The 13307-nt window shown below is 66.0% G+C and carries 10 protein-coding genes; 2 read left to right on the top strand and 8 right to left on the bottom strand.

Translation table 11 applies throughout. The annotated features are described in order from the left end of the window. Nucleotides 1-398 precede the first annotated feature (398 nt). The 7 genes from L6D64_RS21050 to L6D64_RS21080 form a co-directional block, all read right to left on the bottom strand. Entirely contained in the window at nucleotides 399-2048 is a 1650-nt protein-coding gene (locus tag L6D64_RS21050; protein WP_176507287.1) for a dipeptide ABC transporter ATP-binding protein, read from the bottom strand. After that, entirely contained in the window at nucleotides 2045-2893 is an 849-nt protein-coding gene (locus L6D64_RS21055) for an ABC transporter permease (protein ID WP_176507288.1), read from the bottom strand. Before L6D64_RS21055 ends, L6D64_RS21050 begins: the two co-directional genes overlap by 4 nt. Before the next feature lie 139 nt (nucleotides 2894-3032). Continuing rightward, the gene (locus tag L6D64_RS21060) at nucleotides 3033-4088 is read right to left on the bottom strand and encodes an NADP(H)-dependent aldo-keto reductase (RefSeq protein WP_176507289.1); all 1056 of its coding nucleotides are present in this window, start codon (nucleotides 4086-4088) and stop codon (nucleotides 3033-3035) included. Nucleotides 4089-4118: 30 nt separating this feature from the next. Beyond that, complete coding sequence (locus L6D64_RS21065; protein ID WP_176507290.1) at nucleotides 4119-5441, bottom strand: LLM class flavin-dependent oxidoreductase; 1323 nt, start codon at nucleotides 5439-5441, stop codon at nucleotides 4119-4121. A gap of 13 nt (nucleotides 5442-5454) precedes the next feature. Beyond that, a complete protein-coding gene (locus L6D64_RS21070) occupies nucleotides 5455-6699 on the bottom strand; it encodes an acyl-CoA dehydrogenase family protein (protein WP_176507291.1) in 1245 nt (414 codons plus the stop codon). A gap of 21 nt (nucleotides 6700-6720) precedes the next feature. Then, nucleotides 6721-7653, bottom strand: coding sequence for an ABC transporter permease (locus tag L6D64_RS21075; protein ID WP_176507292.1), 933 nt, complete (start codon nucleotides 7651-7653; stop codon nucleotides 6721-6723). Further along, on the bottom strand, nucleotides 7650-9368 hold the full coding sequence (locus tag L6D64_RS21080) for an ABC transporter substrate-binding protein (protein WP_176507293.1): 1719 nt from the start codon (nucleotides 9366-9368) through the stop codon (nucleotides 7650-7652). The genes L6D64_RS21075 and L6D64_RS21080 overlap by 4 nt, the downstream gene beginning before the upstream one ends. Nucleotides 9369-9830: 462 nt before the next feature. Here L6D64_RS21080 and L6D64_RS21085 point away from each other — a divergent pair, with 462 nt between their 5' ends. After that, nucleotides 9831-11930 carry a TonB-dependent receptor family protein gene (locus L6D64_RS21085; RefSeq protein ID WP_176507294.1) on the top strand — a complete coding sequence of 700 codons (2100 nt, stop codon included), beginning with the start codon at nucleotides 9831-9833 and terminating at the stop codon, nucleotides 11928-11930. A 76-nt stretch (nucleotides 11931-12006) separates the two neighbouring features. Here L6D64_RS21085 and L6D64_RS21090 read toward each other — a convergent pair whose 3' ends face one another. After that, a complete protein-coding gene (locus L6D64_RS21090; protein WP_176507295.1) occupies nucleotides 12007-12630 on the bottom strand; it encodes a glutathione S-transferase family protein in 624 nt (207 codons plus the stop codon). Nucleotides 12631-12755: 125 nt separating this feature from the next. On the opposite strand from L6D64_RS21090, the gene L6D64_RS21095 reads away from it, so the two are divergent. Continuing rightward, entirely contained in the window at nucleotides 12756-13286 is a 531-nt protein-coding gene (locus L6D64_RS21095; RefSeq protein ID WP_176507296.1) for a GNAT family N-acetyltransferase, read from the top strand. The last annotated feature ends 21 nt before the right edge of the window (nucleotides 13287-13307 follow it).

A 13307-nucleotide genomic window follows, 5' to 3' on the forward strand; every position in this document is an offset into this window, starting at 1 on the left:
TTGTGTCGGTGCAGTCACTCCTGTGCCGCCAACAGGGACCACCTTGTTGGCATGTCGATGCATCTCGGTGGAAGCCAACAGGGGCATGGCGATGCACTTCGGTGGGCGCTGATGCTGTCCCACCAGTCTCCAGTCATGCACCAAGGCGGTCCCTGTTGGCTTCACAGGAGTGACTGGCCCGAAACAAATGTGGGAGCGGGCTTGCCCGCGATGCGCCGCGCGGGCGGCGCTCGATCTGATAGGCGCTGCGCAACTATCGGCGAACACATGGTGGCCGTGATGCGTTATCTGGCCGCCCGCGCGGCGCATCGCGGATAAATCCGCTCCTACAGTTTGTTTCGGGCCAGTCCCGCACCGCTGTCCGCCTGGTTTGTCCCATTCGAAGGACCGGCACAGGCTTACACTGCAATCCGCTCAAACCAGCGAGGCCGCGCCGCCGGCAGGTGCGGCACCGCATCGAGCAGGGCTCGGGTATAGGGATGGCGCGGCTGCCCGAGCACCTGCGCCACCGCCCCTTGCTCCACTACCCGGCCCCCTTGCATCACCAGCACCTGGTTACTGACCTGCTCCACCACCCCAAGGTCATGGGAGATGAACAGGCAAGCCAGGCCCAACTCCGCCTTGAGTTCCGCCAGCAACGCCAGAATCCGCGCCTGCACCGACACATCCAGCGCCGACACCGGCTCATCCAGCACCAGCACCTTGGGCTTCATCGCCAGCGCCCGGGCAATCGCGATGCGCTGTCGCTGCCCGCCAGACAGTTCCAGCGGACGACGGTCGAGCAGCCCCGCCGGCAACTGCACCCGCTCCAGTAACCTAGCCGCCTCGGTACGCCGCAACCCACGCGGCACACCCGCCTGGGCCAGCGCTTCGGCCAGCACTCGCAACACGGTATATCGAGGATCGAACGAGGCCAGCGGGTCCTGGAACACCACCTGTATGCCCTGTCGTGCCTGACGTTGCTGGACGGCAGACAGCGCCAGCCAGTCTTGCCCGGCCAGCTGCACGCTCCCCTGCTCCGGACGCTCCAGCCCGAGCAGGATGCGCCCCAGCGTGCTCTTGCCAGAGCCGGATTCACCCACCACGCCGAGTGTCTGACCGGCACGCAATTGCAGTGACACATCGTTCAGCACCTGACGCGCCTGGCCATCCGGCCCGACGAAAGCCTTGTGCAGGCCACGCGCCTCCAGCACCACCGGTTGCTCGTTCACAACAGCCTCCACCAGCGAAAGCGCCGGGACCGACGGGCGCTGAAAATGCACCGCCCGTGCCGCGCTCAGCAGGCGTTGGGTGTAAGGGTCCTGCGGGTCCTGCAGGATCTGTTCGACCGTGCCCTGCTCGACCACCACGCCATGGCGCATCACCGCCACCCAGTCGGCCAGACGCGCCACCACGGCCAGGTCATGGCTGACCATCAGCAGGCTGCTGTCGCGGGCGCGCAGGTGTTCAAGCAGGTCGAGGATCTGCGCCTGCACCGTGGCGTCCAGTGCGGTGGTGGGCTCGTCGGCGATCAGCAGGCGCGGCTGGCAGGCGATGGCCGAGGCGATCAATGCCCGTTGACGCAGGCCTCCGGACAGCTGCCAGGGGTACTGCCGGGCGCGAACTTCAGGTTCAGGTACACCGACCTGGCGCAGCAGTTCGAGTACGCGCAAGCGACGCTGCTCGGCGCCCAGGTCAGTGTGCAACAGCAACGGTTCTTCGATCTCGGCCCCCACCCTTCGCAGCGGGTCGAGCGAACCCAGCGCATCCTGCATGACGAAGCCGATGCGCCCACCGCGCAGGCGCTGCCAGTCAGCCCCGCCAAGCCGGCGCAGGTCCTGCCGGGCAAACACCAGGCGCTGGGCCTGCACCTGAGCGCCGGCACCGGTCAGGCCAACCAGCGTGCGGGCCGTCACGCTCTTGCCCGAACCCGATTCGCCCACCAGTGCCAGGCACTGTCCGGCGTGCAGTTGCAGGTCGACGCCGTGCACCACCGGCACGCCGTTGAAGCTCACGCGCAGGTCGCGGATGTCCACCAAGGGGGCTGGGTGCTGTTCGAAGATGCTCATGGGTTTCTGCCCTCGCTACGGCGCAACCAGTCGCGGCCGATGACGGTGATGGAAATGACGGTCAGGGTGATCGCCAGCGCTGGCCAGGCCATCAGCCAGGGCGCGTTGGCCATGAAATTGCGCGCCACGGCCATCATCGCGCCCCACTCGGGCGCAGGCGGTGGGGCGCCGAAGCCCAGGAAGCTCAGCGCGGCGGCGGCGGTGATGGCGCCACCCAGGCCGATGCAGGCCAGGATCAACACCGGTTGCACGGCATTGGGCAGCACGTGGGCCAGCACCACCGCCGAGCGTTTGCGGCCAAGCGTGACGGCGGCTTCGACGAAGCCGGCGTGGCGGATGGTCAGGGTCTGGGCACGGACCAGGCGGGCGTAGCGCGGCACTGAAGCGATGCCGACGGCGAGGATCAGGTTGCTGGTGCCCTGGCCGAACAGGGTGATGATGACCAGCGCCAGCAGCAGGTCGGGGAACGCCAGCAGGACGTCGACGGCGCGCATCAGCAGGTTGTCCAGCCAGGCGGGAGCCAGGCCTGCGAGCAGGCCGAGCGAAGTGCCCAGGCCGAGACCGACCAGGGTGGCGGCCAGGCCGATGTAGAGCGACGGGCGGGTGCCGTGGATCAGGCGGCTGAGGACGTCGCGGCCGTTTTCATCGGTGCCGAGCCAGAAGGTGGCGTTGGGTGGGAGGTAGGCCAGGCGGGCGTCGGCAGTCAGCGGGTCGGTTGGGGATAGCCAGTCGGGGAAGGCTACGGCCAGCAGGATCAGGGCCAGGATGAGCCAGGCCAGTGTGATACCTGGGCGAAGCTGCGAATTGCTGGTCAGGAGGGTGGGTGGCAGTGCAATCGTGTTCATAATTGTCCTTCTTTGGCGCCTTTGCCGGCCTCATCGCGGATAAATCCGCTCCTACAGGGGCACCACAGGGCCAGGGCCTATGCGGTACTTGTAGGAGCGGCTTCAGCCGCGAACAAGGGCGCAGCCCTTGCCACTCGGGCTACGGTGCCGGGTTGGGAATGCGGCGGTGCACGGCCTGGATCTCGGCCAGCACCTCGTCGGTCAGTTGCACATCCAGTGCACTGAGGTTCTCCTGCAACTGCAGCAAGCTGGTCTGTCCGGTAATCGCACTGGCCACGAACGGCTGGCGAATCACGAAGGCCAGGGCCAGTTGCGCTGGCGTCAGCCCATGCGCCTGCGCAATCTGCACATAGCTGGCGATGGCGCCGTTGGCTTCCTCGCTGCCATAGCGATTGAACGTGCGATACACCGACGACAACCGCGAACCCTCAGGCCTGGCGCCGTTCAGGTACTTGCCGGTCAACGCCCCGAACGCCAGCGGAGAATAGGCCAGCAGGCTGATCCCTTCGCGATGGCTGAACTCCGACAGGCCGTTTTCGTACAAGCGGTTGAGCAGGCTGTAGGGGTTCTGGATGCTGGCGATCCGCGCCAGGCCCTGGTGCTCGCTGTGCCGCAGAAACTGCGCAACACCCCACGGCGTTTCGTTGGACACGCCGATATGGCGAACCTTGCCGGCCTTGACCTGCTCATCGAGCACTGCCAGGGTTTCTTCGATGGCAATGGTGTCCGGGTGGTCATCGGCATAGGGATACTCGCGGACGCCGAAGAAGTTGCTGGTGCGATCGGGCCAATGCAGCTGGTACAGGTCCAGGTAGTCGGTGTTCAGCCGGCGCAGGCTCCCTTCCAGAGCGGCGACGATGTTCTTGCGGTCGTGGTGCGACAGGCCATCGCGGATATGCGCCTGGCCGCCGGGATCACGCGCCGGACCGGCGATCTTGCTGGCCAGGATGAGCCTGTCGCGGTTGCCACGGGCTTTGATCCAGTTGCCCAGGTAGCGCTCGGTAGTGGTCCAGGTTTCAGCGCGGGTCGGCGTGGGGTACATCTCGGCGGTGTCGATGAAATTGATCCCGGCGGCGATGGCGGCGTCCAGTTGCTCGTGGGCGTCCTGTTCACTGTTCTGATGGCCCCAGGTCATGGTGCCGAGGCTGAGCAGGCTGACCTGGAGGTCGGTGTGGCCGAGTGTGCGGTAACGCATTGGACATCTCCTGAAAATACGGAATCTGGATTAAGCGGCGAACTGGTTCACGGCCTTGGGCAAGCCAAGGTGGTCGCGCAAGGTGGTGCCGGTGTACTCGGTGCGGAACAGCCCGCGCTTCTGCAGCAGCGGCACCACTTCCTCGACGAACACCCGCGCGCCCGACGGGAACATGTCAGGCATGATGTTGAAGCCATCCCCGGCACCCGCCAGGAACCACTCGGCCAAGGTATCGGCGACCTGCTCCGGGGTACCGACAGCCAACCGATGCCCCACCAGGATCCGCCGCGACAGTTGGCGAATGGTCAGGTTCTCGCTGCGCGCCAGGTTCAGCTGGGCTTGCAGAAACCCGTGCGAACCGCGTTCGAAATCCGCCACCGCGCCAATCCGCTCCCAAGGCAACGGCGCATCCGGGTCCAGCTCGCTGGCATCGATGCCGATACGCCCCGCTACCTGCTGCAGCAGGCCATGCTCGCCGTGCCAGGCGTTGAGCTGGTCGAAGCGGGCATGGGCCTCGGCCTCGGTACTGCCGATCACGGTCGACAGGCCGGGCATGATCTTCAGGTGCTGGGGGTCTCGCCCCCAGTCCTTGGCGCGGGCCTTCATCTCCTGGTAGAACGCCTGGCCGTCGGCCAGGGTGGTCTGGGTGGTGAAGATCGCGTCGGCATAACGTGAACCCAGCGCTTTGCCGCCTTCGGATGAACCGGCCTGTACCAGCACCGGCCGGCCCTGGGGCGAGCGCGGCAGGTTCAGCGGGCCCTTGACCTGAAAATGCTTGCCCTGGAAGTCCAGGGTGTGGACTTTGCGCGGGTCGGCGAAACGGCCGGCGACGCGGTCGCCGATGATCGCGTCGTCTTCCCAACTGTCCCACAGCTTCAGGGTCACCTCGACGAACTCTTCGGCTCGCCCGTAGCGGTCGACATGCAGCGGCGCGCCAGCCAGGCCGAAGTTCTGCGCTGCGGCATCACCGGCATTGGTGACCACGTTCCAGGCCGCGCGGCCACCGCTGATATGGTCCAGCGAGGCGATGCGCCGGGCCAGGTTGAACGGTTCGTTGTAGGTGCTGGAGCAGGTGGCGATCACGCCGATGCGCTCGGTGGCGGCGGCCACGGCGGTGAGCAGCACAGTCGGCTCCAGGCGTCCGCCGGGTTGTGCGGACACGTCCGGCGGCAGTGCCGGGCCGTCGGCGAGGAAGATCGCGTCCAGGCAGCCGCGCTCGGAGATCCGCGCGATGTCGCGGTAGTAATTGACGTCGATATAGGCGTCGAGTGCCGCCTCGCCCTGGCGCCAGGCGCCGGCGTGCGAGCCAAAGCCGAGGATGTTCATGCCCAGGCTCATCTGTTTGCTGCTCATGCGGTTCTCCTGATCAGACTGCGCTGGCTTCGTCGCCGCTGCCCTGCCCTTCACTGGCGGCAGCCTGGCGGGCACGCCAGGCCTGGGCCGGGCTGATGCCGTTGAGGTAGTAGTCGCCCAGCGCCTGCTCGCGGTAGATCGCCGGGTTGTGCGAGGCCAGGGTGCGTGCGTTGCGCCAGTGGCGGTCGAGGCGCCGGGTGTTGCTGGTAGCCGAGGCGCCGCCGACCTCGAACAGCAAGGTGCTGGCCTGCAGCACTTGCGGCAGGACGATCTGCTGCGCCTGGAACGCGTGGATCTCGGCGTCGGTGTAGAGCTGCTCGGGCACCTCGCCTCGCTGCCCTGCTTCGAACACCGCCTGCAGGCTCTGGCCCACCGCAACCACCTGGGCCTCGGCGGCGAAAGCGAGGCTCGACAACCGACCGATCACCGCCTGCACCAGCGGGTCGGCGGCCGGTTGCGACTGCCCAGGCACACCAAAGGCGCGGGTGCGGCCCTTGACGAAGGCTACTGCGTCGGCCAGCACCGCACGGCTGATGCCGGCCAGCGTGGCCAGGTGCACCGCCTGGTAGAACGCGGTGAGATACGACTCGGCGCGCAACTCCCCTTTGGCGAAGCGGCGCAACAAATGCTCAGGCTGTACCTTCACTTGCGTGAACCGCGTGGTGCCACTGCCGGTCAGGCGCTGGCCGAAGCCGTCCCAGTCATCGACCCGCTCCACGCCTGGCGCACCGGTTGGTACCGCCAGGCTGACGAAGTCGTCGCCGTGGTTGGCCACCGCCGCGACCCAATCGGCGTAGAGGGTGCCGGTGCAGTAGTACTTCTCACCGTCCAGGTGGTAAGCGCCCTCGCCCCCGCTGAGCTGCACGGTATTGCCGGTGCTGTCGGTGCGCTCGGCCATGGCCGCGCCCCACAGCTCGCCGGCCGCCACTCGGGCGAACCAGTAGTCCTGGGAAGCGGCGTCGTTGGACGACAGTCGCCCTTCGACAAAGCCGAAGTGGGCGCGGAAGATCTGCGGCAGGTTGGAATCGGCCTGGCCCAGGCGCACCAACTGGCGCAGCAACTGCGGCAAGCTCGCGCCAAGGCCGCCGTGGCTGCGGGGCACGCGCAGGGCGCCAAGGCCGGCTTCGCGCAGCCAGGCCACCGGTTCATGGGCCAGGGTGCGTTGCTGCTCGCGGGCCACTGCGCCTTCGGCAATGCGCGCATAGATCGGCGCAAAACGCTCATCCAGATCGGCATCGGTAATCGAGGTTTGACTCATGGCAGTTCCTTTCTCGTGAATTCAGGGGCGTGCGGTGCGCGGGTCGATGGCCTGGGTCGCCAGGTCCACCAGCAGGTTGACCAGCACGTAGAGCGCCGCTGCCAGCAAGGTCACGCCGAGCACCAGCGGCACGTCCTTGGTGGCGGTGGCGTCGAGCATCAGCCGGCCGATGCCCTGGCGGCCGAACAACAGTTCGAGCACCACGGCACCCCCGAGCAGGCTGGCGAACACGTAGCCGGCCAGGGTCACCAGCGGCACCAGGGCGTGGCGCAAGGCATGGCGCAGGCGCACGGCGGTATCGCCCATGCCGCGGGCGCGGGCCTGGGTGATGAAGGGTTGTTCCAGCACCTGCTCCAGCGACTGGCGCAGCACCTGGGCCAGCACCGCCGCAATCGGCAAGGCCAGGGCCAGGCTCGGCAGCACCAGCGAGCGCCATCCGCTTGAGCCAGACGGCGGCAGCACATGGAAGTAGAAGGCGAAGGCCAGCAGCAGCACGGTGCCGATCACGAAATTGGGCGCCGAGGACAGCACCAGTTCGATGCCCGATACCAGCGCGCGCACGCGTCGCCCGCGGTTGGCGGTGAGCAGCGCCGAAGCCAGTGCCAGCAGCACCGCCAGCAGCGCCGCGGTGGTGGCCAGGGCCAGGGTCGCGCCGGCCTGCTCGGCAATCGCCTGGCCGACCGGAATGCGCAAGCGGTACGATTCGCCCAGCTCGCCCTTGGCCAGCCGCAGCAGGTAATGGCCGTACTGCACCCACAGCGGTTGATCGAGGCCGTACTCGGCACGCACCTGGGCCAGCATGGCTTCGCTCGGCATCGCATCCGGGCCGCCGAGAATCGCCAGGGCGGTGTCGCCACCACTGTGCTGCATGCCGAGGAAGGTCAGGCTCGCCGCCGCCCACAGCACGATCACGCCGTCGCGCAGGCGGCGCAGCAAAGTTGCCAGCAATTTCATGGTTGCTCCTTCGCCAGCCACACGCTGGTGAACAAGGGCACGTTGTGCGAACCGTCGAACAGCACGCCGCCGACCACGTTGCGGTAGGCGAGCAGCATCTGGCTTTCCACCGAGGGCACCGCCGGCACGGTCTCGCCCAGGCGCTGCTGGGCTTGGCGATACAGCATGCGACGGTGTGCCGGGTTGGTGCTGCGCCGGGCGTCACCGAGCAGCTGGTCGAGGCTGTCGTCGCGGAAGTGGCCGACGTTCTGGCCGATCATTCGGGCGCTGGGGATCGACTGGCTGTGGTAGAGGATGTACAGGCCGTCAGCTGTATTGGTGTGCCAGTAGCCGCCGCCGAGGGCATCGAAGTTGCCGCGGTAGCGCAGTTCCATGACCTTGCTGATCGGCAGCAGCTCGATGCGCAGGTCGAAGCCCACTTTGCGCAGGTCGGCCTGGGCCGCCACCGAGACATTGGCCGGGAATGCCGGGTTGTCGTAGGTCAGCAGCGTCGCCCCGAGGCGCTGGCCGTCGCGGGTGCGGTAGCCCTCGGCATCACGCCCGGTCCAGCCGGCGGCATCCAGCAGCCGGCCCGCTTCGTCGGGGTCGAAGGCCAGGGCATCGCGTGCCACCGGGTCATAGCCGGGGGTGTTCACCGCCAGAAAGTCACCCTTGGCCAGGTACTCGCCGAAGCCGGAGATCCACGCCAGGCCGTCGCGGTCGATGGCCTTGGCCACGGCCTGGCGCACCCGCACGTCATCGAACGGTACGCGCTCGACATTGAAGGTAATGCTGCGCGCCGGGTTGCCCTTGCGAATGCGGTTGCGCAGGGTCAGCTGCGGGTTGGCGCGGATCGCTGCAGCATTCTGCGCCGGGGCGTCCAGGGCCATGTCGCTGTCGCCAGCTTCCAGCGAGGTGTAGCGGATCATCGCTTCGGGCACGTAGCTCAATTCAATGCCGTCCAGGTAGGCCTCGCCCTGGTGATGGATCGCAGCTGGCGCCCAGTGGTAGCCCGGGCGGCGGGCAAAGCTGGCGCGCTGGTCACGCACCCAGCCGGTCAATACGAACGGCCCGGTGCCGATCGGCCGACTGGCTATGGTCGCGGGCGCCTCGATGATCTGCCGTGGCGAGATCATCCCCAGCCAGGCTTGCGACAGCACATCGAGAAACGGCGCATAAGGTGCGCGCAAGGTGGCTTCGAAGGTGAACGCATCGATCACCCGGCCGTTCAGGTACGGCGCGATGTAGGCAGCCGCCAGCGGCGAGTGGGTCTTCGGGTCGCGCATGTGTTCGAGGTTGACCCGCACCGCTTCCGCATCGAAGCGCTCGCCGTCGCTGAAGGTGACGTCGTCGCGCAGGTGGAAGGTGTAGGTCAGGCCGTCGGCGCTGATCTCCCAGCTCTTCGCCAGCCACGGCGTGAGGGTGCCATCCTCGGCCTGGTAGACCAGGCAGTCGAACAGGGTGCGGCCCATCCACTGCATGTTGCCGTGGGACAGCGCATGGATGTCGAAGCTGCCGGCATCGGTCGCTGCCGATACGCGCAAGGTGCCGCCGCGCTGGCCGCGCTGCTGCTCGACGAAGTCGCTGGCCGGGTAGCGCATCACGCCGTCCACCTCGCTGACCGCTTCACCCTTGAGGGTGGACTGGGCCTGCGGGGGCGTGGCGGGTGAACAGGCGGCAACTAACAGCGCACTGGCCAACAGGCATGCATTGAATAATCGGACGTTTGGCTGCACAGCAGGCTCTTTATATAGACGGCTACATAAAGTGCTGTTGCAGATGTCATGCCAGCCTTGTTTCCACGTATTTACTGGGCGCCAGCAGCCTTCCAGACGCGCTAACCACACAAACTGCCCAGTTACTGTTGGACTGCAGACAGTCAGCCAATGCAGGGCCCTGTGGGAGCGGGTTTACCCGCGAATGCGGCGGTGGCCATGCCAGAGCATTCGCGGGTAAACCCGCTCCCACAGGTTCGCCGTCTGATCTGGATATTTGTATATAACCCACACTGTTTCAAATACAACACGGCCACAACAAAACTTGCTGTTTCGTTCATCTTCACACACTCAATTACTTGGCAAAGCCGCAACTTCCGGTCTTTTGTCCGCTGGCACAGAATCTGCTCTTACCGCTTTCGACAGGCCTGACTATTCCCATAGAACGCCGAGGACCTACGATGACTTTCAAGGAATACGACGATGCGTGCGATTCACCCCCACCCACTGCGCCTGGCCATCCGCCACGCTGCTCTGGCCACCCTGCTGGCCCCGGCCACGGTACTGGCCGCTGACCCTACCCTCGGCACGGTGACTGTGCAGGCCGCCAAGCAGACTGAAGTGCAACAGGCCGCCAGCGCCCTCGCCGAGGTGCCCGGTGGCACCAGCGTGGTCGATAGCGAAGAAGTCGCCAAAGGCCGTACCGCCACCCTGCAGGACACCCTGGCCTACCAGCCCGGTGTGTTCGTACAGTCCACCGGCGGCAACGACGCGGCGAAGATCTCGATCCGTGGCTCCGGCGCCAACACCTCGCCCGGCTACTTCCGCGAAGGCATCAAGTTCCTCTTCGACGGCCTGCCACTGACTGGCCCTGGCGGCACCCCGTACGAATTCCTCAATGCCAGCGGCGTCAACTACACCGAGATCCTGCGCGGCGCCAACGCCTTCCAGTATGGCGCGCTGACCCTCGGCGGCGCGGTCAACTTCGTCAACCACAGCGGCTACAGCGCCCCCGGCCTGCGCGTGCGTGCCGAGGCCGGCAGCTACCACTACCAGAAGCAGAGCATCAGCTACGGCGGTGTCGAAGGTGGCCTGGATTACTACCTGCAGGCCGACAACTACCGCAACGACGGCTACCGTGACTACAGCCTGTCGAAAAGCTCGGGCATCGTCGCCAACGCCGGCTACCGCTTCAACCCGAAGCTGGAAACCCGCCTGCTGCTGCGCTACCGCGACGAGACCCACAACGACCCCAGCGCCACCACCCTCGACAATGCCCTGCACCACCCGCGCCGGGCCAGCGCCACCGCAGAAAGCAGCGGCGCCGGTGCGCGCCGCCCGGGCAGCATCTGGGCCGGCAGCAAGACCACCTACACCTTCGACGACGATGCGCGGCTGACCTTCGGCCTGTCGTACCACGACTACCGCCACACCAACAGCCCGCGCAGCCCGAGCAATCCCAGCTACTGGGACTGGCACGACCTCGGCCTGCTGCTGGGCTATGACCGGGTCGACTACCTGTTCGGCCACGAGAGCCGCAGCAATATCGCCTTTACTTCGACCCAGCACCTGCGCGGTGGGGTGGATTCGGCCAACGGCAACAAGGTGTCGCTCAAGCAGGTCAACTACAAGGACTCGTTCGACCGGGTGATCGCCCTGGGCAACGACATCAACCTGGTCGACAACCTGTGGCTTACCAGCGGCGTGTCGTTCATCAATGTGCGGCGCAAGGTCAACATCGACTACGCGGTCAACCCCAACACCACGACCTTCCCGCAGCATGTCGACTACGACAACTGGAGCGTCGCCCCGCGCATCGGCCTGCGCTACGAGATCAACCCCGAACTGCAGGTGTTCACCAACTTCAGCCGCAGCATCGACCCGCCCGCGTCATGGGAATACTCCGGCTCCGGCCCGACCCTGCCGTACATCCGCCCGTTGGTGGAACAGAAGGCCAACACCTTCGAGGTCGGCATCAAGGGTTCCCACGGCATCTTCGATGGCAGCCTGGCGCTGTACCGTTCGTGGATCCACGACGAACTGCTGAACGTGCAGATCATCCCTGCTACCTCCACCGCAGCAGCGGTCACCGGCGCGTTCAACGCTTCACCAACCATCCACCAGGGTGTCGAAGCCGGGCTCAATACGCGCCTGTGGGACAACACCCAGGGCGACCTGGTGCGCTGGCGACAGTCGTACACCTACAACGACTTCTACTACCGGCATGACGACACCTTCGGCGACAACCAGCTGCCAGGTGTGCCCAAGCATATCTACCAGGGCGAACTGCAATACCAGGACCACAGCGGCTGGTACACCGGGGTGAACGTGCAATCGGCATCGCGCACGGCGGTGGACTATGCCAACAGCTTGTATGCGCCGTCGTACACGATCTGGGGGGCGAACCTGGGGTATGAGGCGCCGAAGGGCAACTGGAAGGTGTCGCTGGACCTGAAGAACCTGGCGAACAAAGCGTACGTGACGGCGGTGACGCCGGTGTACAACGCGCGCGGGCTGGATACCGCGTCGTTCTGGCCGGGGGATGGGATCGGGGCTTATGTAGGGGTTGAAGTTCGCTACTGACTTTTCCTGTGGCGGCCTCGCGGATAAATCCGCTCCTGCACGGAGCGGATTTATCCGCGAACAGGCCGGTACTGGCTTACGCCGTCCGCGGCATCAGCTCGTAGGGATGCTTCCACCCCGGCACCGCCTGAATCCGCTGCTTCCACGCCTCGATGTGGCTGAAATCGGTCAGCACGATCCCGGTGTCCTCCGGCATGAACACATACCCCGCCAGCGACAGGTCGGCAATGGTCAGCCGCTCGCCGACCATGAACGGCGCCTTCGCCAGGTGCGCATCGACAATCCGGTACGCCGCCGTGGCCCGCTCCCGCAGGAAGCCGGTCACTTGCGTCTCACCTGTCTTCTTCAGGCACAGCAGGAAACGCAGCGCCGCGTAGTAGCTGGTGAACTTGTGGTTGTCGAACAGCATCCAGCGCCAGATCTCGCGCTTTTCATTGTCGTCACGCGGGCCGAACTGGCCGGTGCGCTCGGCGAGGTATTCAAGAATCAACGCCGACTGGGTCAGCCGCTGCCCAGCGTGCTCCAGCACCGGCACCTCGCCCTGCTCGTTGACCTCGTCACGCCATTGCGGGTCGCGGGTCTGGCCGTTGAAGAAATCGACGAACACCGGTTGCCAGTCCTGGCCAGTGAGTTCGAGCATCAGCGCAGCCTTGTAGGCGTTGCCGGATTCGGCGAAGCAATGCAGCGTATAGTCGGGCATGGGCGGACCTTCAGTTTCCTTTGAATGATCGATTTGGGCATTCACGGCAAATCCGTAACGGCGCTCGCACAGATTACACAAAAATAGGCTTAAATTTCCCGATCAACCCGCCAGGAAGGCCTGCAATGCCCTACCCCGATCTGCCTCGTACCCTGTCCACGCCGCGCACCCTGCTGGTCCGCCCGGCGCCGGCGTTTGCCCAGCAACTGCAGCAGGCGCTGCTCGACAGCTACAGCCTGCACCAACCGTTCCTGGCCTGGGCCAAGCCCGACTGGACCTTGAAGGAGGTGCAGGAAACGCTGCAACTGAGCGCCGAGGAGTTCCTCGACCCAGCCAAGGAAAAGCGCTATTTCATCCTCGCGCCGGACAGCGGTGAAGTGATCGGCTGCATCGGCCTGCGCCCTGGCGATGACCAGTACGAAGTGGGTTATTGGGCGAGCCAGGCCAGCAGCGGCCAGGGCCTGATGCGTGAGGCGCTGACCTGCCTGCTGGACGCGGTCGATGCCCCGGTGTGGCTGACCACTGATATCGATAACCATGCCAGCCAGCGCCTGGCCGAAAGCGCCGGGTTCGTGCGGGCCGGCAGCCAGCTGACTGAATTCGACCCCAGCACGCCGAGGCCTGTGTACCGACGCGTCCCTGCGGGAAACCGGTGAGCCAACTTCTCCATCGGCTGG

Source organism: Pseudomonas urethralis (assembly GCF_021602465.1).
In the GTDB taxonomy this organism is placed as follows: domain Bacteria; phylum Pseudomonadota; class Gammaproteobacteria; order Pseudomonadales; family Pseudomonadaceae; genus Aquipseudomonas; species Aquipseudomonas vlassakiae.

Bases quoted from the DNA above. Each gene is read 5' to 3' on its own strand.
- L6D64_RS21050 (WP_176507287.1), bottom strand. From the start codon at position 2,048: ATGAGCATCTTCGAACAGCACCCAGCCCCCTTGGTGGACATCCGCGAC.
- L6D64_RS21055 (WP_176507288.1), bottom strand. From the start codon at position 2,893: ATGAACACGATTGCACTGCCACCCACCCTCCTGACCAGCAATTCGCAG.
- L6D64_RS21060 (WP_176507289.1), bottom strand. From the start codon at position 4,088: ATGCGTTACCGCACACTCGGCCACACCGACCTCCAGGTCAGCCTGCTC.
- L6D64_RS21065 (WP_176507290.1), bottom strand. From the start codon at position 5,441: ATGAGCAGCAAACAGATGAGCCTGGGCATGAACATCCTCGGCTTTGGC.
- L6D64_RS21070 (WP_176507291.1), bottom strand. From the start codon at position 6,699: ATGAGTCAAACCTCGATTACCGATGCCGATCTGGATGAGCGTTTTGCG.
- L6D64_RS21075 (WP_176507292.1), bottom strand. From the start codon at position 7,653: ATGAAATTGCTGGCAACTTTGCTGCGCCGCCTGCGCGACGGCGTGATC.
- L6D64_RS21085 (WP_176507294.1), top strand. From the start codon at position 9,831: ATGCGTGCGATTCACCCCCACCCACTGCGCCTGGCCATCCGCCACGCT.
- L6D64_RS21090 (WP_176507295.1), bottom strand. From the start codon at position 12,630: ATGCCCGACTATACGCTGCATTGCTTCGCCGAATCCGGCAACGCCTAC.
- L6D64_RS21095 (WP_176507296.1), top strand. From the start codon at position 12,756: ATGCCCTACCCCGATCTGCCTCGTACCCTGTCCACGCCGCGCACCCTG.